The 19,889-nt window shown below is 71.0% G+C and carries 18 protein-coding genes and 3 pseudogenes; 11 read left to right on the top strand and 10 right to left on the bottom strand.

Annotated features, from left to right (window positions below; genetic code table 11):
• The first annotated feature begins 539 nt into the window (after window positions 1-539).
• From ACFSL4_RS11175 to ACFSL4_RS11165, 3 genes and pseudogenes are all read left to right on the top strand, one after another.
• Complete coding sequence (locus ACFSL4_RS11175) at window positions 540-2,471, top strand: hypothetical protein (protein WP_381081179.1); 1,932 nt, start codon at window positions 540-542, stop codon at window positions 2,469-2,471.
• 80 nt (window positions 2,472-2,551) lie between these two features.
• Window positions 2,552-2,680 (top strand): annotated as a pseudogene (locus ACFSL4_RS11170) (IS110 family transposase); the annotation flags it as partial.
• A gap of 321 nt (window positions 2,681-3,001) precedes the next feature.
• Complete coding sequence (locus ACFSL4_RS11165; protein ID WP_381081177.1) at window positions 3,002-4,531, top strand: helix-turn-helix domain-containing protein; 1,530 nt, start codon at window positions 3,002-3,004, stop codon at window positions 4,529-4,531.
• A gap of 34 nt (window positions 4,532-4,565) precedes the next feature.
• Here ACFSL4_RS11165 and ACFSL4_RS11160 read toward each other — a convergent pair whose 3' ends face one another.
• Both ACFSL4_RS11160 and ACFSL4_RS11155 read right to left on the bottom strand, forming a co-directional pair.
• Window positions 4,566-4,922, bottom strand: a complete 357-nt coding sequence (locus tag ACFSL4_RS11160; RefSeq protein ID WP_381081175.1) for a hypothetical protein — start codon at window positions 4,920-4,922, stop codon at window positions 4,566-4,568.
• Window positions 4,923-5,031: 109 nt separating this feature from the next.
• On the bottom strand, window positions 5,032-5,313 hold the full coding sequence (locus ACFSL4_RS11155) for a hypothetical protein (protein ID WP_381081173.1): 282 nt from the start codon (window positions 5,311-5,313) through the stop codon (window positions 5,032-5,034).
• A 58-nt stretch (window positions 5,314-5,371) separates the two neighbouring features.
• On the opposite strand from ACFSL4_RS11155, the gene ACFSL4_RS11150 reads away from it, so the two are divergent.
• Window positions 5,372-6,277 carry a hypothetical protein gene (locus ACFSL4_RS11150; RefSeq protein WP_381081171.1) on the top strand — a complete coding sequence of 302 codons (906 nt, stop codon included), beginning with the start codon at window positions 5,372-5,374 and terminating at the stop codon, window positions 6,275-6,277.
• Window positions 6,274-7,002: an SDR family oxidoreductase gene (locus ACFSL4_RS11145; RefSeq protein ID WP_381081169.1), complete on the top strand. Its 729-nt coding sequence runs from the start codon at window positions 6,274-6,276 to the stop codon at window positions 7,000-7,002. The genes ACFSL4_RS11150 and ACFSL4_RS11145 overlap by 4 nt, the downstream gene beginning before the upstream one ends.
• 288 nt (window positions 7,003-7,290) lie before the next feature.
• On the opposite strand, the gene ACFSL4_RS11140 is transcribed toward ACFSL4_RS11145, so the two are convergent.
• Complete coding sequence (locus ACFSL4_RS11140; protein WP_381081167.1) at window positions 7,291-7,563, bottom strand: hypothetical protein; 273 nt, start codon at window positions 7,561-7,563, stop codon at window positions 7,291-7,293.
• A 43-nt stretch (window positions 7,564-7,606) separates the two neighbouring features.
• Window positions 7,607-8,203, bottom strand: a pseudogene (locus ACFSL4_RS11135) (phosphotransferase); the annotation flags it as partial.
• A gap of 20 nt (window positions 8,204-8,223) precedes the next feature.
• Here ACFSL4_RS11135 and ACFSL4_RS11130 point away from each other — a divergent pair.
• Both ACFSL4_RS11130 and ACFSL4_RS11125 read left to right on the top strand, forming a co-directional pair.
• Window positions 8,224-8,440, top strand: a pseudogene (locus ACFSL4_RS11130) (IS5/IS1182 family transposase); the annotation flags it as partial.
• Between the two features lie 122 nt (window positions 8,441-8,562).
• Window positions 8,563-8,835: a recombinase gene (locus ACFSL4_RS11125; RefSeq protein ID WP_381081165.1), complete on the top strand. Its 273-nt coding sequence runs from the start codon at window positions 8,563-8,565 to the stop codon at window positions 8,833-8,835.
• Between the two features lie 50 nt (window positions 8,836-8,885).
• Here ACFSL4_RS11125 and ACFSL4_RS11120 read toward each other — a convergent pair whose 3' ends face one another.
• Window positions 8,886-9,932: an amidohydrolase family protein gene (locus tag ACFSL4_RS11120; RefSeq protein WP_381081163.1), complete on the bottom strand. Its 1,047-nt coding sequence runs from the start codon at window positions 9,930-9,932 to the stop codon at window positions 8,886-8,888.
• Between ACFSL4_RS11120 and ACFSL4_RS11115 the strand changes: the two genes are divergently transcribed.
• Window positions 9,910-10,368 (top strand): DUF5999 family protein, encoded by a 459-nt coding sequence (locus tag ACFSL4_RS11115; protein ID WP_381081161.1) that lies wholly within the window; start codon window positions 9,910-9,912, stop codon window positions 10,366-10,368. The genes ACFSL4_RS11120 and ACFSL4_RS11115 overlap by 23 nt on opposite strands.
• Here ACFSL4_RS11115 and ACFSL4_RS11110 read toward each other — a convergent pair.
• Together ACFSL4_RS11110 and ACFSL4_RS11105 are read right to left on the bottom strand one after the other, a co-directional pair.
• Window positions 10,281-10,679 carry a RidA family protein gene (locus tag ACFSL4_RS11110; RefSeq protein ID WP_381081159.1) on the bottom strand — a complete coding sequence of 133 codons (399 nt, stop codon included), beginning with the start codon at window positions 10,677-10,679 and terminating at the stop codon, window positions 10,281-10,283. The two genes, ACFSL4_RS11115 and ACFSL4_RS11110, sit on opposite strands and share 88 nt — an antisense overlap.
• Window positions 10,676-11,869, bottom strand: a complete 1,194-nt coding sequence (locus ACFSL4_RS11105; RefSeq protein WP_381081157.1) for an acyl-CoA dehydrogenase family protein — start codon at window positions 11,867-11,869, stop codon at window positions 10,676-10,678. Before ACFSL4_RS11105 ends, ACFSL4_RS11110 begins: the two co-directional genes overlap by 4 nt.
• Before the next feature lie 133 nt (window positions 11,870-12,002).
• Here ACFSL4_RS11105 and ACFSL4_RS11100 point away from each other — a divergent pair, with 133 nt between their 5' ends.
• Both ACFSL4_RS11100 and ACFSL4_RS11095 read left to right on the top strand, forming a co-directional pair.
• The gene (locus ACFSL4_RS11100) at window positions 12,003-13,745 is read left to right on the top strand and encodes an AMP-binding protein (protein WP_381081155.1); all 1,743 of its coding nucleotides are present in this window, start codon (window positions 12,003-12,005) and stop codon (window positions 13,743-13,745) included.
• Window positions 13,746-13,760: 15 nt separating this feature from the next.
• Window positions 13,761-14,588 carry a PaaX family transcriptional regulator gene (locus tag ACFSL4_RS11095; protein WP_381081153.1) on the top strand — a complete coding sequence of 276 codons (828 nt, stop codon included), beginning with the start codon at window positions 13,761-13,763 and terminating at the stop codon, window positions 14,586-14,588.
• Window positions 14,589-14,591: 3 nt separating this feature from the next.
• On the opposite strand, the gene ACFSL4_RS11090 is transcribed toward ACFSL4_RS11095, so the two are convergent.
• Window positions 14,592-16,859 (bottom strand): bifunctional salicylyl-CoA 5-hydroxylase/oxidoreductase, encoded by a 2,268-nt coding sequence (locus ACFSL4_RS11090; protein WP_381081151.1) that lies wholly within the window; start codon window positions 16,857-16,859, stop codon window positions 14,592-14,594.
• Window positions 16,860-16,866: 7 nt separating this feature from the next.
• Window positions 16,867-17,694, bottom strand: a complete 828-nt coding sequence (locus ACFSL4_RS11085) for an enoyl-CoA hydratase family protein (protein ID WP_381081149.1) — start codon at window positions 17,692-17,694, stop codon at window positions 16,867-16,869.
• 409 nt (window positions 17,695-18,103) lie between these two features.
• Between ACFSL4_RS11085 and ACFSL4_RS11080 the strand changes: the two genes are divergently transcribed.
• On the top strand, window positions 18,104-18,553 hold the full coding sequence (locus ACFSL4_RS11080) for an ATP-binding protein (protein ID WP_381081147.1): 450 nt from the start codon (window positions 18,104-18,106) through the stop codon (window positions 18,551-18,553).
• 254 nt (window positions 18,554-18,807) lie between these two features.
• Here the strand turns inward: ACFSL4_RS11080 and ACFSL4_RS11075 are convergent, their stop codons facing one another.
• Entirely contained in the window at window positions 18,808-19,809 is a 1,002-nt protein-coding gene (locus ACFSL4_RS11075; RefSeq protein ID WP_381081145.1) for a DUF5914 domain-containing protein, read from the bottom strand.
• Window positions 19,810-19,889 lie beyond the last annotated feature (80 nt).

Genomic DNA, 19,889 nt, shown 5'->3' with positions numbered 1-19,889 from the left:
GAGGTGAGCGCGCTGGAGGTGCCGGGTGGCCATGGACGCTCAGCCGTTCCGGCCGCGCTGGCACGACGGCGAGCGGGAACGTCTGCACGCCCCGGACTGCTTCGTGCGCCGCAAGCAAGCCACGGCTCGGCGGTCGTCGTCCGCGCCTGTGCGCACAAGCGGACCGAGCCGAGGGACACCGAAGCGTTCGAGGCGACGCGCCTGGCTTGTGCCCGGGCCGAGTGGGACTTCGAGCGGGTCGCGGTGCGGACACGGCATCACCGGCGAATGTCGGGTGGCTGTCGCACCACCGGCATCCCCGCTGCGAGGCGACCCACTGCGAGACGACGGGCCGGATCCCGGCGTACACGACCCCCAAGCCGGCGGACGGGGGCGGGAAGCGGAGGCTGTACGAGTCCGGCGGATCACGCGCCTGGCCGGTTGTCACCCGTGGGACGCGTCACCATCCGCACGCGGTGTGGGGGGAATGGCGCGACCGGGGCCGGTGAGGCGAATATACCCCCAGGCACCGCGTACGCCGGACCGGGGGAGCGATACAGGTGGGGACCAGAGGGTTATCGGCGGGCGATTCACCGCCGCAGACAGCAGGCTCCGACGTCACACGGCAACTCTGCACGGCACTCTATGCGCGCCCGGCCCATCTCGGCGGCCCCACGCCGTGGGGCGAGACGCGGCTGCTCCGGCTGGTCAAGGACGTGCTGCGCGACCCGGCGCGCACGGTCCCGTCGTACGGTTTCGATCTGGTACCGGTGCTCATGCACGGGGTGCGCGTCCGTCGGCGGCGGCTGCTTCGCCAGGTCGCGGTGGTGGCGGTGCTCGGCCTCGTCGTGGCCTGGGCGCCGGTCTCGGCCCTGGCATGGCTGGGTGCGCTCGGTCTCGCCTGGGTGGTGGGTTCGTCCGGGCCGAGCTGGGCGCTGGCACCGCTGATCGGGTACTGGGTGTTCACGCTGGTCAAGATGCAGGAACACGACAGCTTCCACGAGGTGTGGGTGCGCAGCGCCCAGCTCCCCTTCGTGCTGGCATCCGCCGTGGCCCTGGTGTACGTCGTCGATGGGGTGGTCGCCCGGTCGGCGCGGGGACGGGCGAGCAGGGACGGCGGCATCCGGGAGCGGCTGCCCTCCGCCGGGCCACGGGCCCGCAGACGCGTGGAGTGGGTCGGCACCCGGCAGAACGGCATCGCGCTGCCGTACGACGTCCAGGGCCGTTTCATCGGCGCGGGCCGGGAAGCCCGGGGCGCGGCGGTAATCCGCGTGCCGCTGCGGCCCGGGCAGCCCGAGCGGTCCGTCGTGGCGCTGCACGAGACAGAGGTGCTGGAAAGCATCGGGGCCGCACTGACCGCCGCCGGCCACGGCAAGGGCGGGCCCGGCAGCGCCGAGGAGACCGCCCCACTGCCTGGCTTCTCGGTGGCCCGGGTACTGGCCCTGCCGGCCGGCCTGTGGCTGGAGCGCAGCCGGAGCGGGGCCGGGGCGTCGGAGACGGCGGCTGGGCTGGGCCGGCCGGAGCGGCCTTATCTGCGGGCTCAGTGCGTCAGCTGGCAAGGGCAGCTCGTGGTGAGCCTGTTCGTGCACGCGGCCCTCCAGGCCGGTGAATTGCGGCTCACGCTGCGGCCACAGGTGATGGCACCGCTGCTGCCGCTGCCCGAACCGGTCTCTCCCGCGGCGATCGAGGGCCTGCGCGGTGCGGCGGGGCTGTGGCTGATGCTGTGGCGGCAGCTCCGAAAGGTACCGGTACGGCAGTCGGATCCGGCCGAGCGCGACGGCCCGCTGAGCCTGCGCGATGCCCTGTCCCTGCCCGAGGTTTCCGACCTGCACCAAAGAGGCGACGCCGAACGCCACGTCGAGCTGATGCAGGCCGCCGTCCTCAACGCCGTGGAGGCCCTGCTCGAACGCCACGGCTTCGCGACGGAGGCGTTCTCCGACCGGCGCACGGTGATCAACAGCATTCAGGTGCTGGGCGACAACAATGCGGGGATCCAACTCGCGGGGGGTGTGACGCTCACTCAGGTGGCGCAGACGGCGCCCATGGCACCCGCCCCCGCCTCAACCGAAGGAGTGCTCATGAGCCCAGGGTTTCCGCGCAGGGACCCGTCCCCCGAGCCCGCACAGTCCCCGGGGTCCGGCATCAGCATCGGCGGCGACAACACCGGCACCGCGCAGAACGCCGTCGGCCACCGCCTGTCCCACATCACACAGACCGGCACAAGCCAGGGCAGCGTTCCACTCGACTCCCTCGCCACCCTCCTGACCGCCTTCCGCGCGGACATCGACCACAACGCGGCCCTGCTGACGGACCCGGAGGCCCTGCGAGACCAGACGACGGTGTTGGCGGGCGCCCTGACGGACCCGGAGGGCGACGGCTTCCGCCCCGCCCTGCGTGCAGCGGCCCGTTCCCTGCCGGCACTGGTCGCCGGAACGGCCGTCCAGCAGACGGGCGAGGCGCTGGTGACGGCGATCAGACAGCTACTGGGCTGAACCCCACGCACGTACCAGGCACTCGGCGGGCATGGTGCAGGCGGTTCGGTGGGGGCGAGTGGTTGCCCGGTCCACCAGGCGACGCGGCCGGCCACAGGATTCTGCTGGACCTGCTCGCCGAGCACGGCGACACCGAGGACACTCCGATCCCGGTCGCGATCGAGGCCTCCCGTGGCCCGCTGGTCACGGTCCTGCGGACCGGCAAGCGAACTCGCGATCTCCGTTGAGGACGACTTCGCTGAGCTCATGGTCACCACTGCTTTGCGCAGCCACGGAGGTATCGAGCTGGACGAGGTCAAGGTCCATGGAACGGGAGGCCACGACCCGATCCCTGGTCCTGCCTCGGCGAAGACAGTCCGCCCAGGTCAGCACCCCGGTGTCGGCAGACGCCATTGGGACAGGACACCGGATCACGTCCCGTCCCAGCGCGATCCCCCGCCGCGCCGCGACCCGCGCGGAGCCCGACACCCCCGTCACCCGAACGGATCCCACAAGAGGCGCCATCTCATATCTGAGATAACCTCAGCCTCATGTCCGACGACTACCTCGTACGCATCGGCAAGCTCATCCGTGACGCCCGGCAACACCGGGGCTGGACCCAGGCGCAGCTCGCAGAGGCACTCGGCACCAGTCAGAGCGCCGTGAACCGCATCGAGCGCGGCAATCAGAACCTCAGCCTTGAGATGATCGCCCGGATCGGTGAAGCCCTGGACAGTGAGATCGTGTCGCTGGGGTATGCGGGCCCCATGCATCTTCGGGTGGTCGGCGGGCGCCGGCTCTCCGGCGCCATCGACGTGAAGACGAGCAAGAACGCCTGTGTGGCCCTGCTGTGCGCCTCGCTGCTGAACAGCGGACGCACGGTCCTGCGCCGGGTCGCCCGGATCGAGGAGGTGTACCGCCTGCTGGAGGTGCTCGGATCGATCGGCGTGCGGACCCGGTGGATCAACGAGGGGGTCGATCTGGAGATCGTGCCGCCCGCCGGCCTCGACCTGGACGCCATCGACGCCGAGGCGGCCCGCCGTACGCGGTCCATCATCATGTTCCTCGGTCCGCTGCTGCACCGCATGGACCGCTTCAAGCTGCCGTACGCGGGCGGCTGCGACCTGGGCACGCGCACCGTCGAGCCGCATATGATCGCGCTGCGCCGGTTCGGGCTCGACGTCACCGCCACGGAGGGGCAGTACCACGCCGTGGTGGACCGATCGGTCCGTCCCCGCCGCCCGATCGTCCTGACCGAGCGCGGCGACACCGTGACGGAGAACGCCCTGCTCGCCGCCGCCCGCCATGACGGTGTCACGGTCATCCGCAACGCCTCCTCCAACTACATGGTCCAGGACCTCTGCTTCTTCCTGGAGGCGCTCGGCGTCCGGATCGAGGGCATCGGTACCACCACGCTCACCGTGCACGGCGTGCCCACCATCGACGTCGACGTGGACTACTCCCCCTCCGAGGACCCGGTCGAGGCGATGAGCCTGATCGCCGCAGCGGTCGTCACCGAGTCCGAGCTCACGGTCCGGCGCGTGCCGATCGAGTTCCTGGAGATCGAGCTCGCGGTGCTCGAGGAGATGGGGCTCGACCACGACCGCACGCCCGAGTACGTGGCCGACAACGGCCGCACGCGGCTGGTGGACCTGACCGTGCGGCCCTCCAAGCTGGAGGCGCCCATCGACAAGATCCACCCGATGCCGTTCCCCGGCCTGAACATCGACAACGTCCCGTTCTTCGCGGCCATCGCAGCCGCGGCACAGGGCAAGACGCTGATCCACGACTGGGTGTACGACAACCGGGCCATCTACCTCACCGACCTGAACCGGCTCGGCGGGCGGCTGCAGCTCCTCGACCCGCACCGGGTCCTGGTGGAGGGTCCCACCCGCTGGCGCGCCGCCGAGATGATGTGCCCGCCCGCGCTGCGGCCCGCCGTCGTCGTGCTGCTGGCGATGATGGCGGCGGAGGGCACGTCCGTGCTGCGGAACGTGTACGTCATCAACCGCGGCTACGAGGATCTGGCCGAGCGGCTCAACACGGTGGGGGCGCAGATCGAGACGTTCCGGAACATCTGACGGACGGATGCCGCCGGGCCCTGTCTGACCTGCGCTAATGCGAGTCTGGAGCGGGCGTGGCGACACCGATGCGGCCGCATGAACCACAAACCGGTTCATGCGGCCGCATCGCACTCATCCGAGGAGCTTCGGTGGCGATCGTGTCTGCCAGTTCGATGGCGTCGTAGGTACCCGGGTGGAAGAACTGGCTCTCGTTCCTCCGCAGGTAACCCATCACGTCGGGTTGGGTGATGTCGTCAGGGTGATATTTCGATGCCGCCGGCCTGCCTGAGCCGATCGAAGAGGTTGAGGGCCGATGGGGGATGTGGAACTCGTAACCCTGGAATTTCGCTGACTTCGGTGATTCCGGAATCTTCCGGGTCACGGCTCCGGCCTCCTCGAACTTGCTCATCGCCGTGTCCGTGATCTTGACCTTGATGATTCCGCTCTGTCCTGCACTTCCAAGGGCAAAGAACTCCGCGTCAGCGTAATGGGTGGCGAGGAAGAAACCTCCCGGCCCGTCAATGTGACCTGCCGTCGCCGATGGAGCTCTTCGGCAGCCCCTCGGATCCCAGGACGGACGTCTCGGACTCGTACACCTGGCCTCGCCGGCCCGTGAGGCCACCTGCGCCGCTGAGGAACTCGAAGGGTGATTTGAAGACCTGGACGAAGGCGTCACCGAAGATCTTGAGGACGGTGTGCTCGCCGGTGCGCCGCTGGTGGTGGTGGTGTTCAGCACCCGGGTGCCGAACGGGTCTGGCCTGGATCTCCCGAACAAAGGCCCGGGACCTGCTGGAGCGCATAGGCCGCGACGAGCCTCCCGTCACCCACGACGTCCTCGACGAACTTCCGCCGGGCAAGGTGCTGGCTCACCTTCGCAGCGTCCTCGTCGCGACGGGCGCCCTGCCGCCGCGCGACGAACGGCTCGTCGCTCTGGAGAAATGGATCACCACAACCGTCCAGGCCCGCACGGACCTCCCCCAACGCCGGATCCTGCACGGTTACGCGGTCTGGCACCACCTGCGCCGACTCCGCCGCCGAGTCGGCGAACAGCACACCACTCAGCTGCAGGACATGAACGTGCGCTGCCACGTCACTGCGGCCGACAACTTCCTCGCCTGGCTCGCCGGCGAAGGTCTCACCCTGGGTGTCTGCACTCAAGCCGACCTGGAACGCTGGATGACCGATCCCGCCTTCCGCTACCGGAACGAGACCGGCCACTTCGTTCGCTGGTTCGTACAGCATCGCCATGCCCACGGCCTCACCTGCGGCGCCGTCCGCTGGACCGGCCCGCAGGGCACCATCGACAGCGAGAAACGCTGGACCAACGCACGCCGCCTCCTCAACGACGACACGCTACCCACCGCGGACCGAGTCGCTGGACTGCTGCTGGTCCTCTACGCGCAGAAGATCTCCACCATCAGCCAACTCACCGTCGAGGACGTCGACATCACCGGCGAGACCGTCGCGATCACCTTCGGATCCTCGCCCGTCATCCTTCCAATGCCGCTTGCCGCCCTGGTCCGCGAACTCATCGCGACCCGACGCGGCAAGGCCAAGATCGGCACTCCGGACGACATTCCCTGGCTCTTCCCCGGAGGACAACCAGGGCGTCCGCTCAGCGACAGTAAGGTCGGTCTGCGACTGAACAAGATCGGCATCCGGCCCCAACAGGACCGCTCCACAGCCCTGTTCACCCTCGCCGCCGATGTCAGCCGCCGCGCTTCACGCCAACATCCGATCCACGAAGCAGGAGCGACGACATGAGATTCGACGACCACCGCGTGGTCATCACGGCCGCCGGCCGTGATTTCGGCCGCACCTTGGCCATCCGTCTCGCAGACCTCGGCGCCGAGGTCTTCCTCTCCGCCCGGAACCTCGCCGCCGCTGAGCGTGTCCGCAACGAGATTCGCGACCGAGGGCAGCAGCAAGTCCACGCCTTCTCCTGCAACTTGACGGACCCCGCCTCGATCCGAGACTTCGCTGCCGACGTCGCCCGGCACACCGACCGCATCGACGTGCTGATCAACAACGGCTCCCGCTACCTCGAAGGCCCAGACCTCCAATCCGTCTCCGACGCCGACATCGTCGACACCATCGCATCCGGCGCCACCGGCACCGTCCTGACCGTGAAGAACTTCCTCCCTCTCCTGCTCAACTCGGATAAGCCGGACGTGGTAACCATGGTCTCCGCTTGCGGAACGGCCGGGCATCACCGCTCGGACGCGCACGACGCTTTCTACGCGGCCAAGAGCGCCCAAACAGGGTTCGCCGAGATTCTCTCCAAGCGTCTGCGGCCTCAGGGAGTCCGGGTGATCTCCCTCTACCCGCCCGACTTCGCCAACCCTGACCCGCTCTCCGAGGAATGGGAGACCACACCGCGCGAGGCCAAGGACGCCCTCACCGCGCAGTCACTCGTGGAGTGCATCCTCTTCGCCGTCGACCAGCCCCGCGACTGCTTCATCAAGGCGTTCCACTTCGAACAGGTATGACCGATCCCTGGCACCTCCACACAAGGCGGCTGACACCGGTGTCCGGGGCGTCACACGGGCCCGGGCCGGGGCATTCATACAGTTCCAATACCCGACTCCACCATTAGCGGTCTACCCTGCCGAGACGATCGAGGCCCACCGGGCGTTCATCGCCCGTCGACGGGCCTCCCGTCCCAGCGAGGAGTACCGGATCCCGACGGAGGAGGAGTGGGACGCCTTCCTAGCCCACTTCGAGAAGCGGAAGGTATCCATCGGCACTTGCGCACGCGCCTTCGGTTCTCCCTGCATTCATGAGCACGCTTGTGCAGATGCTCGCTCCCTCGGCCTGACCCGGCCCAACGGGCACGGCTTGCCGAGATCCGTGGCAACTTGATCGCCCGAATCGCCGAAGCTGAGAGGGAAGGCTGGCTCGGTGAGGTCGAAGGTCTCCAGATCAGCCTGGCTGGCGCCGAGGAGAAGCTCTGCCAGCTCGATCAGGCCCACGGGCAGCATACGCCCGTGGACCTTGGCATTCCCACCACGCGTGGTGATCGATGAACCCACGAAGGTGGGCTGCCGCATGGCCCTCAACCAAGATCGAGAACGGGTTCAAAGAAAGCGAGCGTCAAACGCCCTTCAGAACACGATCAAGTGCCGCCCGGCCTACAGGTCCCCAGTTCGGCTTGCCGCCGGGAAGACCCCGATCTCCGTTCTGCCCCATGAGCATCAGGAAGAGGCTCTTCATCGCGGCCAGCCCGCGAGCGCGCCGGATCGCTGCCTCGTCTGTATACGCGTACATGTCGAAGAACCGTGAGGCCGTGCCCGCGGGCAGCAGCACCCATGCGGCGGCGAGGTCCCACGCTGGATCGCCGGCGAACATGTCGCCGAAGTCGACGATGCCCGAGAGCGTTCCGTCCGAGACAACGACGTTCGCGGGATGGAGGTCGCCGTGCACCCACACCCTCGGACCCTCCCACGCGTGGGCCGCAACGGCGTCTTCCCAGACGGCCCGGACGTCGGCAGCGATGTCGTCGGGGGCAACGGCCTGGAAGAAGTTCTCGAAGCCCTCCGTGCAGTTCCTGGGGTGGCCACCGCGGTCCGTAGCGATCGGCGCCTCGGCGGGCGCCTCCACATGGAGTGCCCGGAGGAAGCCCGCCAGCGTGTCGGCTGCGTGGTCGCCGCGGGTGATCGAGCCGTGGTCCAGCGGCTCGCCGGGAACCCAATAACGCCCGGCCACCTCATAAGAAAGCACCCATTCAGGCCAGTCGGCGTTGGCATGTCGAACGCACCCACGCCTGGCAGAACGCCTTCTACCGCCTCGCCCGCTGCTACGAGCGGCGCACTACCGTCATCGACGGCATTCTTCGACCTCGCCGACACGATCATCACCGTGCGTAGTCTGATCCGGCAGGCATGGACGACTCACCACTGGGACGAACGCCCGAACCACCGACCATGACCGCATCCCTATCCGCGCGGCCTCCAAGGCGACAGACGGAGCGGGCTCTCGCTCTCCGGAACATCTCGCTGTGATCTCTCGGACATCACCGATTCGGTTTCAGAGAGCTACGGATCAGAGGCTTGCGACAGACCGGCCCCAAGTTCAGAGAAGCCTGCATCCGCTGCCCGATGCTCCAGGTCAACCTCAAGATGCTGCCCCGCCTCGCAGAGATCGAGAAGGACCTCCTCCTGCGCCGCAAACGAGCCCAGGAAGAGCACTGGCTCGGCGAGGTCGAAGGCATCGACTCCACCCTGACCTTCCTGCGCGCCAAGCAAGCCGAGGCCGCACGCCTCACCAAGAGGCCCGTCACCGACCTCGGTATCCCACACCCCCGCCCCGAGGAGACCCAGTGATCCACAACGAACCTCGATCGAGTGAAGTGCAGAGAGAGCCTTGCCGAGTGTCAGGCGATGACTCGGCCACGCAGGATGATGCGGCTCGGGTGGGCCAGAACCGAGCTGTCGAGAGTCGGGTCCGTGTCATAGGCGACGAGGTCAGCGGGGCCTCCATCAACTAGCCCTGGCAGACCGAGCCAGGACCTGGCCGACCACGACGCCGCGCCCAGAGCCGCTTCGGTCGACAGACCGGCGCGGACCAGCCATTCGACCTCTGACGTGACAGTGCCACACGGGAAGCTGTCGGTTCCCGCGAGGACAGTGACGCCTGCTTCGTGCGCCGCCCGGACGTTGGGCAGCATGCCTTCCCAACCGGCCAGCCACCAGTCGCGACGGGCGCTCGGTTCCTCAGCACGCTGTCGGTCCGCTCCAGCGCCGAAGACGCTGAGCGTCGGGACGAACGCGGTGCCTTGGGAGGCCATCTGATCGATCAGGCCAGGGTCCAGGTGCATGCCGTGCTCCAGGCTGTCGACGCCTGCTTGAACGGCATTGAGACTGCCGTCAGCGGTCTGGCAGTGGGCGGCTACTCGGCCGCCGATCGCATGCACGGCTTGCACGACCGCAGTGAGGATGTTCTGTGGCAGTGCCGGCTCGTCGTGCCTCCAGTCGGCGATGACTTTGCACCAGCCTGAAGACGCCTTGGCCTCCTCGACAGCCGCATGCACCAGATCCTCTTCACTCACGTCGCGGCCGAAACCGGGAAGAAAGCGGCCGGGAGTGGCCAGCCAGCGTCCGGCTGAACGGACCCGCGGCATCTGCAGATCCATGTCCACCCAATCCGGAATGCGCGCGGCAGACCCGGGCGTCCGGACCAGCAGCACGCCAGCATCGCGGTGATCGGTCAGGTGTTGGCGGAGCATCTCATCGCTGAACGGGGCATCGAGGTTCTCGGTGCCCGGATGCGTGTGCACGTCGACCAGCCCGGGCAGCAGCCAACCCCCCTCGACGACGACATCCGCGTCCGGGACCGGCTCGGTCCGTAACCAGTCTCCATCGATCCAGAACGACCGCTCTTCCCGTTCCGGCAACACAATGCCTCGCACCTGTAGAACCACCAGCGACCGCCTCCTCGAATCTGCATGCAAGTCGTTTGCCGATCCGACCCTATGCGCGTTCGAATCAACTGAGCCTTGGCTGTGCCTCGGGGCGCCAGACGCCCGGCGGGATCCGACAGGCGGTGCCGACACTGTCCCGACTCCACTGAAACCGGACACAACCAAGGATCGGGCGGCGCTTCAGCCAGAGCAGCGACCCCATCGAAAGGGTGAAGTGCAGAGAAGGAGCCTTCTGTGCAACGGCGTGATCGTCGTCGACGACACCGGTGAACTGCTCCCCGAAGGCAGTGTGGCCGCTCCGCGCCGGGTGCCGATGGAGCACCTCGCCGTGGCGGCCCGACGCGCGGGCTACGGGAGCACGGCGAAGCCGTCGAGTTCCACGAGGGCTTCCTCGTCCCAGAGGCGGACGGCCCCCACGACGGCCATCGCGGGGTAATCGCGGCCCGCCGAGTCCCGCCAGATGCGCCCGAGTTCGGCGGCGTGTGCGCGGTAGTCGGCCACGTCGGCGGCGTAGACGGTGACCCGGGCGAGGTCCGCGGGGGTTCCGCCGGCCGCGTGCAGGGCGGTGAGCAGGTTGGTGAGCGCGCGCTCGAACTGCTCGGGCAGCGTGTCGCCGACCACCTTGCCGTCCGTGTCGAGGGCGGTCTGGCCCGCCAGGAAGACCAGCCGGGTGCCGGTGGCGACGACGGCGTGCGAGAAGCCGGTGGGTGGGGAGAGTTCGGGCGGGTTCACGCGTTCGGTGGTCACGGGGCGGCCTCCACGGTCGTCTCGGTCGTCTCGGTCGCCCCGGTCCCTGTGGTCGTCACGGTCTCCGTGCTCCGCACGGCCGCGTACAGCTCCTTGGCGATGATGCCGCGCTGGACCTCGCTCGCGCCCTCGTAGATCCGGGGGGCACGCACCTCGCGGTAGAGGTGTTCGAGGAGGTGGCCGCGGCGCAGGGCGCGGGCGCCGTGCAGTTGGACGGCCGTGTCGACGACGTACTGCGCGGTCTCGGTGGCGAGCAGCTTGGCCATGGCGGACCGGCGTGGCACGTCCGGGGCGCGTTCGTCGTACGCGGTCGCCGCCGCGTACACCATGAGGCGGGCCGCCTCGGTGCGCAGGGCCATCTCGGCGACCTGGTGGGAGACGGCCTGAAGGTCCTTCAGCTTGCCGCCGAACGCGTCCCGTCCGGCGGTGTGGGCGAGCGTCGCGTCGAGGGCCGCCTGCGCCATGCCGACCGCGAAGGCGCCGACGCTGGGACGGAACAGATTGAGGGTGGTCATGGCGACACGGAAGCCTCGGTCCGGCTCGCCGAGGACGTCGTCCGCGGTCACGGGCACGGCGTCGAAGGAGAGGACGCCGATGGGGTGCGGCGAGAGCATATCGAGCGGGGCGCCGCCGAGGCCGGGGCGGTCGGCGGGTACGAGGAACGCGGTCACGCCCCGGGAGCCGGCCCCGGGGGTGGTGCGGGCGAAGACGGTGTAGAAGCCGGCCTCGGGTGCGTTGGAGATCCAGCACTTCTCACCGGTGAGCCGCCAGCCGGACGGGGAATCGGGCCGCGCCGTGAGGGTCAGCGCCGCCGCGTCCGAGCCCGCGTCCGGTTCCGTCAGGGCGAAGGCCGCCACGGTGGTGCCCGCGCGGACTCCGGGCAGCCAGCGGGCGCGCTGGGCCGGCGTACCGTGTGCGTGCACCGGATGCGCGCCCAGGCCCTGCAGGGCGAGCGCCGTCTCGGCCTCCGTGCAGGCGTACGCCAGGGACTCCCGCATCAGGCACAACTCCAGCGCGCCGGAGGTGAACAGGCGATCCAGCAGGCCGAGTTGCCCGAGTTCGGCGACGAGTGCGCGATTGACCCGGCCCGGCTCGCCCTGCTCCGCGAGCGGCCGCAGCCGCCGCACGGCCAGTGTGCGCAGCTCCGCGCTGCGGGCGGTCTGTGCCGGATCGAGTGAGAATGCGGTCATTGCCGGTCCCCTCTCCTGGCGGTGTACAGGGGTGCGCGCCTCGACGATCCGACCGTATCGCGGACCATTGACTGTCGTCACCAACACGATACGCTCCCTGTGCGAGCCCACCACGACGAGGGGGCGAACCGCCATGGACCACAGGGACGCCACGAGCGCCACCACGGACCCGGACCCGGACCCGGACGGCGGCACGGCCGCCGGAAGTGACTCGGGCGCCCCCACCGCCCATCACGACACCTTCGCCCGCGACCATCTCCCGCCCCGTGAGCAGTGGCCGCGCCTCCGCTTCGACCTTGCCGGGCTGCGTTACCCCGAACGGCTGAACGCGGCCGCCGAACTGCTCGCCGGCACCGACCCGGTGCGCCCCGCGTTCCGCACGGCGGACGGCGGCGTGTGGACGTACGGCGAACTGCGCACCCGTGTCGACCGGATCGCCCACGCGCTCACCTCCCGCCTCGGTGTCGTCCCCGGCAACCGCGTCCTGCTGCGCGGCCCCACGACCCCCTGGCTCGCCGCCTGCTGGCTGGCGGTGCTCAAGGCGGGCGCGGTCGCCGTCACCGTGCTCGCCCAGCAGCGCCCGCACGAGCTGCGCACCATGTGCGGGATCGCCCGGGTCGGCCACGCCCTGTGCGACGTCCGCGCCGCCGACGACCTGGTGAAGGCCGGCGTGCCCGGGCTGCGCGTCACCATCTACGGCGGCGACGGCCCCGACGACCTGCTGCGCCTGCCGGCACCCGAGGAGCCCTACCCGCCCGTGGAGACGGCCGCGGACGACGTGGCGCTCATCGCCTTCACCTCCGGCACCACGGGCCGCCCGAAGGGCTGTATGCACTTCCACCGGGACGTGCTCGCCATCGCGGACACCTTTTCCCGGCACGTGCTGCGACCGCGCCCCGGGGACGTGTTCGCGGGCAGCCCCCCGCTGGGCTTCACCTTCGGGCTCGGCGGCCTCGTCGTCTTCCCGCTGCGGGCCGGCGCCAGTGCCCTGCTGCTCGAACAGGCCGGTCCCCGGCAGCTGTTGCCCGCGATCGCCGAGCACCGCGTCTCCGTGCTGTTCACCGCGCCGACCGCGTACCGCGCGATGCTCGACGAGCTGAACGGGTACGACATCGCGTCGCTGCGGCGTTGTGTGTCCGCCGGCGAGAACCTGCCCGCGGCCACCTGGCGGGCCTGGCACGAGCGCACCGGGCTGCGCATCATCAACGGCATCGGCGCCACCGAGCTGCTGCACATCTTCATCTCCGCCGCGGACGACCGGATCCGCCCGGGAACCACCGGAGTTCCGGTACCGGGGTGGCAGGCGCGCGTGCAGGACGCGCAGGGCAGGCCCGTGCCCGACGGCGAGCCCGGGCTGCTCGCGGTGCGCGGCCCGGTCGGCTGCCGCTACCTCGCCGACCCGCGGCAGCGGGAGTACGTCCAAGGCGGCTGGAACATCACCGGCGACACCTATGTCCGCGAACCCGACGGCTACTTCCGCTATGTCGCGCGCGCCGACGACATGATCATCTCGGCCGGATACAACATCGCGGGTCCCGAGGTCGAGGACGCGCTGCTGCGCCATCCCGACGTGGTCGAGACGGCGGTCGTCGGGCGGCCCGACGAGGCGCGCGGCCAGGTGGTGGCGGCGTACGCGGTCCTCCGCCCCGGGGCGCGGCGCGACCCGGAAGGGCTGCGCGCCTTCCTCAAGGCCGAGCTGGCCCCGTACAAGTGCCCACGGGAGTTCGTCTTCCTGGACGCGCTGCCGCGCACGGCGACGGGCAAGCTCCAGCGCTTCCGGCTGCGGACGGAGCCCACGGCACCCGCGCGGGGTGCCCGCGGTACGGGCGACGGCGCGGGCGCCAACTCCGAACCGGTACAAGGTGATCATGAGTGACGCGGACGATCTAGAGTGATCATCGTGTCCGATCAGCACGCTCCCCGCTCCCTCATCGTCACGTTCTACGGCGCCTACGGCCGCTTCACCCCCGGCCCGGTGCCGGTGGCCGAGCTGATCAGGCTGCTCGGCGCGGTCGGCGTGGACGCGCCGTCCGTACGCTCGTCGGTGTCCCGGCTGAAACGGCGCGGACTGCTGGTGCCCGAGCGCACGGTGGCGGGCGCTGCCGGGTACGCGCTGTCGCCGGACGCCCGGCAGGTGCTCGACGACGGCGACCGGCGCGTGTACGCGACGGCGCCCCCGCGGGACGAGGGCTGGGTGCTCGCCGTGTTCTCCGTGCCGGAGTCGGAGCGGCAGAAGAGGCACCTGCTGCGCTCCCGGCTCGCGGGACTCGGCTTCGGCACCGCGGCCCCAGGGGTGTGGATCGCCCCGGCACGCCTGTACGAGGAGACCCGCCACACCCTTCAGCGGCTGGGCCTGGACGCGTACGTGGACTTCTTCCGCGGCGAGCACCTCGGTTTCGCGCCGACCGTCGAGGCGGTGGCGCGCTGGTGGGACCTGGCCGCGATCGCGGGGCAGCACGAGGCGTTCCTCGACCGCCACGCGCGCGTGCTGCACGCCTGGGAGGACCGCGAGGACACCCCGCCCCAGGAGGCTTACCACGACTATCTGCTCGCCTTGGACTCCTGGCGCCATCTGCCGTACGCCGACCCCGGGCTGCCGGCCGGCCTGCTCCCCCACGACTGGCCGGGCGCCCGTTCGGCCGCGGTCTTCCGGGCGCTGCACGAGCGGCTGCGGGACGCGGGGGCGGTCTTCGCGGGTGTGGCGGACCTGCCGGGGTGAGTCTCAGCCACCGAGCGTGAGCCGGGGCTTCGGGGCGTCCGCGCGCCCCGTCTGCGGGCGCCGGCTGCCCGCCCGGTAGGGCGCGGGCCACACCACGCCAGGCCCGCTGTACCCCTGCTCGGCCGCCGCGTGCAGGGTCCAGTGCGGGTCGTACAGATGTGGCCGGGCCAGCGCGCACAGATCGGTGCGCCCGGCCAGGATCAGTGAGTTGACGTCGTCCCAGGACGAGATGGCCCCCACCGCGATCACCGGGACGCCGGTCTCGTGGCGGATCCGGTCGGCGTACGGGGTCTGGTACGAGCGCCCGTACGCCGGCCGTTCCTCCGCCACCACCTGCCCGGTGGACACGTCGATCGCATCGGCGCCGTGCGCGGCGAAGGCGCGGGCGGTCTCGACGGCGTCCTCGGCCGTGGTGCCGCCCTCGGCCCAGTCGGTCGCGGAGATCCGTACCGTCATGGGCTTCTCCTCGGGCCACACGGCGCGCACGGCGTCGAAGACCTCGAGCGGGAAGCGCAGCCGCTGCGCGAGCGTGCCGCCGTAGGCGTCCGTGCGGTGGTTGGTGAGCGGCGAGAGGAACCCGGAGAGCAGATAGCCGTGGGCGCAGTGGAGTTCGAGGAGGTCGAAGCCGCAGCGGGCGGCGCGCCAGGCCGCGGCCGCGAACTGTTCGCGGATGTCGGTCAGCTGGGCGCGGGACAGCTCGCGGGGCGTCTGACTCGCCGGCGTGTACGGGATCGGGGAGGCGGCCACCAGCGGCCAGTTGCCCTCGTCCAGCGGCTCGTCCATGCCCTCCCACATCAGCTTGGTGGAGCCCTTGCGGCCGCTGTGCCCGAGCTGCACGCCGATCGCGGTGCCCGGCGCCTGGGCGTGCACGAAGCCGGTGATCCGCCGCCATGCCTCAGCCTGCCGCCCGGTGTAGAGCCCCGCGCAGCCGGGAGTGATCCGGCCCTCGGCGCTCACGCACACCATCTCCGTCATCACCAGGCCCGCCCCGCCGAGCGCCCGCGCGCCCAGGTGGACGAGGTGGAAGTCTCCGGGAACGCCGTCCACCGCCGAGTACATGTCCATCGGCGAGACCACGACCCGGTTGCGCAGGGTCAGCCCGCGCAGCCGGAAGGGGGTGAACATCGGGGGTGTGCCGGGCGGGCAGCCGAACTCGCGCTCCACCGCGTCCGTGAAGCGCGCGTCGCGCAGCCGCAGGTTGTCGTGGGTGACCCGGCGGCTTCGGGTGAGCAGGTTGAAGGCGAACTGCCGGGGCGGCCGGCCGAGGTGGAGGCCGAGGTTCTCGAACCACTCCAGGCTGGCCCGGGCCGCGCGCTGGGTGGAGGCGACGACCGGGCGGCGCTCCTCCTCGTAGGCGGCCAGCGCCTGCGGCAGCGTGGTGTGCTCCCGCAGGCACGCGGCCAGCGCCAGCGCGTCCTCGACCGCCAGCTTGGTGCCCGATCCGATCGAGAAGTGCGCGGTGTGCGCGGCGTCGCCGAGGAGGACCAGATTGCCGTGCGACCAGTGGTCGTTGACGACCGTGCGGAAGGTGGTCCAGGCGGAGTTGTTGGACCGCAGGGACCGGCCGTCCAGCGCGTCCGCGAAGATCTTGGCGCAGCGCTCGATCGACTCGGCGGTCTCCGTCTCGGCGAATCCGGCCGCCCGCCACACCTCCTCGCGCATCTCCACGATCACCGTGGAGGCGTCGGCCGCGAAGGGGTAGCCGTGCAGCTGCATCACGCCGTGCTCGGTCTCGGCGATCTCGAAGCGGAAGGCGTCGAAGGCGATGTCCGCGGCGAGCCAGATGTAGCGGCAGCGGTGCTCCTCGACCGAGGGCCCGAACGCCTCGGCGTACGCCTCACGGGTGGCGCTGTGCACCCCGTCGGCGGCGATCACCAGGTCGTACTCCTCCGCCAGCCAGGCCGGGTAGGGGGCCTCGGTCCTGAAGCGCAGCTCGACCCCCAGGCCGCGGCAGCGTTCGTGCAGGATCTCCAGGAGCCTGCGCCGGCCGAGCGCGGCGAAGCCATGGCCGCCGGAGGTGTGCCGCACGCCCCGGTGCACGATGTCGATGTCGTCCCAGCGCACGAACTCGGCCTTCAGCGCCTCGTACACGACCGGATCCGCGTGCTCGATGCCGCCGAGGGTCTCGTCGGACAGCACGACACCGAAGCCGAAGGTGTCGTCGGGTGCGTTGCGCTCCCAGACCGTGACCTCGCGGGAGGGGTCGAGGCGTTTGAGCAGAGCCGCCGCGTAGAGCCCGCCCGGCCCTCCGCCGATCACCGCGACACGCACGGCCCCGTCACCTCCCCCGCCACTTGGGGGTCCGCTTCTCGGTGAAGGCGGCGTGGAACTCGGCGTAGTCCTCGCCGTTCATCAGCAGCGCCTGGGTCGAGGCGTCCAGTTCCACCGAGGCGGCGAGCGGCATGTCGAGCTCGGCGGTGAGCAGCGCCTTCGTCTGCGCGTGGGCGAGCGCCGGGCCCTCGGCGAGCCGGCGGGCCAGCGCCCGGGCGGCCTCGTCGGCGCCGCCCTCCTCGGTCAGCTCGCTGATCAGCCCGATCCGCTCGGCCTCGGGCGCCCGCACCTGCTCGCCGAGCATGAGCAGCCGGGTGGCGTGCCCGAGCCCCACGACCCGCGGCAGCAGATAGGCGGCACCCATGTCGCCGCCGGACAGCCCGACCTTGGTGAAGAGGAACGCGAAGCGGGCGGAGGGGTCCGCCACCCGGAAGTCCGCTGCCAGCGCGAGGACGGCGCCGGCACCGGCGGCCACCCCGTGCACGGCGGCGACCACTGGGAACGGGCACTCCCGCAGGGCCCGTACGACCTGCCCGGTCATGCGGTTGAAGTCGAGCAGCCGGGCGGTGTCCATGGACAGGGTGGCGCCGATGATCTCGTCGACGTCGCCGCCCGAGCAGAAGCCGCGCCCCTCGCCGGCCAGCACCAGGGCCCGCACGGACTTCTCCCGGGACAGCTCGGCGAGCAGATCGCGCAGGTCGGCGTAGGCGCCGAAGGTGAGCGCGTTGAGTTTCTCAGGGCGGGCCAGGGTCACCGTGGCGACCCCGTCGGCGAACGCGCACCGCAGATGCCGCCAGTCGGAGGTGCGGGCGGCGGAACCGGTGAAGGGACTCATGACGTGCGGCCTCCTCGGACGGGGCGGCGGCTGTCTGCTGTGCTGTTCCCCCCTGAAGTTATCACTCATTGGTGACTGTCGTCACGATGGCGCAATACAGGGTGGGTTCGATCGTGATACGCCCGGATTCTTCATGAATCCGGTGAACCATCGCACGATCGGCTTCGCGGAACGGAAAGAGGCGGTCGCACACGGAGCGCGCAGGACGCCGTGTGACAGAGCCGCCAGGCCTGCGTCACACCTTGTCGACAGGCCGGTAACGACGGGTCCGGCCGTGCGCGGCCGGGCGTCGGCAGGGGTACGCAGCCCGGTACCGGGGAGCCGACCGAGTTCCCGGGTCGAGCCCGCCGACCGCCCCTCACGGGGTGCCCCGTACCATGCCCGAGTCGAAAGCAGGACAGCCTGCGCCATGAACGGACCCGCCTTGCACGAGCCACCCGCCCCCGCCTCCTGGCGCATCGCGCTGCCGCAGACCGCCGCGGCCGTGCCCGTCGCCCGGGCACTGGTCCGTACGGCACTGGCGGAGATCGAGCACGCGGCGGACAGCGACACCGCGGAGCTGCTCACCGCGGAGCTGGTGGCGAACGCCGTGGAGCACGCCATGGGCGACGGGCCGATAGAGCTGGTCGTCGAGCTGATGCCGACGGGGTGCACGGTCGAGGTGCACGATCCGGACCCGGCACCACCCGGCAACCTGACCCGCCCGCCCAAGGGGGCGCCCGACCCCTGGCAGGAGCACGGGCGGGGCCTGCTGCTGATCCGCAGCCTCAGCTCGTCCTGCGGTCACCGCGCCACCAGGTCCGGCAAGGCAGTGTGGTTCAGGCTGCCGTCACTCCCGGGGCCGCGGCGCCCGGTGTGAAAGCCCCGGATGCTCTTATGGCTGTCAAGCCGCTGGAGTCAGGTCGGTTCGAGTGATTCGTGCGGTTGGTGTGCTGGTCAGGGCGCGGTAGACCTCTCGGGCGACGAATCGTTCGAGGCGGCGCGACGTCGCCCTGCTGGCCCTGCGCACGCCGCTGCCCGGGTAGACCGTCCCCGACTGGGTCACCCACGGCAGCGGCGCGGGCAGGAGGCGGCGGCCCCGGTGAGCGGGCGTCACCGGCCGCCGGGCGGCGCTCACCCGGGGTGGCGCCCCGTGGATTGCAGCTCCCAGCGGCGTTCGGCATAGGCCAGGTCGTCGCGCCAGAGCCGCCCCGCCGCGGCACGCATCAGGGGGCGCAGCACCGGTGCGGCCCGGCGTGCGGCGGCGAAGCCGCGGCGGTCGGAGACCGCCACCACGGCCTCGACGACCGCCGTGCGCGGCCGGCCGTGCGCGTCCGTGCCGAGCGGGGTGGCGTGCGTCTCGACCACGGAACCCGCGCCCTCGCCACGGGTGATGTGCATGACCACCGTGCGCGGCTCGGGAGCGGTGAACACGGCCCGCACCGGCACCACCAGCCGCCCCGCCACCTTGAAGGAGACGTCGACGGTGAACGCGTCTTCGCTGCCCTCCGCGCCGCCGTCCGGTGAACCGACGACCGTCAGGTCGACGAACGAGTACGGGTGGAACCAGGCCCCGTGCCACGGGTCCAGGCGATTGGCCACGACGTCCTCGGGCTCGCAGGTCCCCGTCCCGACGTAGACGGCCGTCAGGGCGCGCTCCCCGTCGGGCCGCACCGGCACGACCGGCGCGTCCAGCGGGGGCTCCCCGCCGACCGCGTCCAGCCGCACCCACACCAGGACCCCGTCGTCGTGCACCGGCAGCGGCCGCCAGCCCGCGTACGGGCCGCCCTCGAGGGCGAGGCCGTGCCAGCGGCACACCAGGGTGCCGCAGCGCACGGGGCTGTCCCGCAGCGGCGCCCCCAGATGCGGGCAGATACCGGGGCCGGCCACGAGCCGGCCGTCGGCGGCTTGCCAGACGACCACCTCCTGCCCCGCGACGGTGCGCGCCAGCGGGCGGTCGGCGCGCAGGTCCCGGGTCGCGCCGACGACGTACCAGTTGCCCGAGGGGCGCGCCTGAGACCGTCTCAGCGCCTGCGCGATCACCGCGGGCTTCGCGTCGCGCCAGGTGGGCCGCTGACGGTCCCACGGCACCGGGCGGCGGCGCAGGGACAGCGGGATGGGGCGGCGTAGGCTCACGCGACCTCCTCCGTGACGGGCCGGCCCGGTACGGCGGACGCGGCGGCGGGCAGCGGGCGCGCGGGAACGGCCACCGGCCG

The organism is Streptomyces caeni (genome assembly GCF_042678285.1).
GTDB classification, from domain to species: domain Bacteria; phylum Actinomycetota; class Actinomycetes; order Streptomycetales; family Streptomycetaceae; genus Streptomyces; species Streptomyces caeni.
Note: the sequence above shows the minus strand (reverse complement) of the source record. Positions and strands in the feature narration are given on the sequence as shown.

Excerpts from the sequence above, each read along its gene's own strand:
- ACFSL4_RS11160 (WP_381081175.1), bottom strand. The coding sequence starts at position 4,922 with ATGAGCAAGTTCGAGGAGGCCGGAGCCGTGACCCGGAAGATTCCGGAA.
- ACFSL4_RS11145 (WP_381081169.1), top strand. The coding sequence starts at position 6,274 with ATGAGATTCGACGACCACCGCGTGGTCATCACGGCCGCCGGCCGTGAT.
- ACFSL4_RS11155 (WP_381081173.1), bottom strand. The coding sequence starts at position 5,313 with ATGCGCTCCAGCAGGTCCCGGGCCTTTGTTCGGGAGATCCAGGCCAGA.
- ACFSL4_RS11165 (WP_381081177.1), top strand. The coding sequence starts at position 3,002 with ATGTCCGACGACTACCTCGTACGCATCGGCAAGCTCATCCGTGACGCC.
- ACFSL4_RS11080 (WP_381081147.1), top strand. The coding sequence starts at position 18,104 with ATGAACGGACCCGCCTTGCACGAGCCACCCGCCCCCGCCTCCTGGCGC.
- ACFSL4_RS11105 (WP_381081157.1), bottom strand. The coding sequence starts at position 11,869 with ATGACCGCATTCTCACTCGATCCGGCACAGACCGCCCGCAGCGCGGAG.
- ACFSL4_RS11115 (WP_381081161.1), top strand. The coding sequence starts at position 9,910 with ATGCCTCGCACCTGTAGAACCACCAGCGACCGCCTCCTCGAATCTGCA.
- ACFSL4_RS11085 (WP_381081149.1), bottom strand. The coding sequence starts at position 17,694 with ATGAGTCCCTTCACCGGTTCCGCCGCCCGCACCTCCGACTGGCGGCAT.
- ACFSL4_RS11140 (WP_381081167.1), bottom strand. The coding sequence starts at position 7,563 with ATGCGGCAGCCCACCTTCGTGGGTTCATCGATCACCACGCGTGGTGGG.
- ACFSL4_RS11100 (WP_381081155.1), top strand. The coding sequence starts at position 12,003 with ATGGACCACAGGGACGCCACGAGCGCCACCACGGACCCGGACCCGGAC.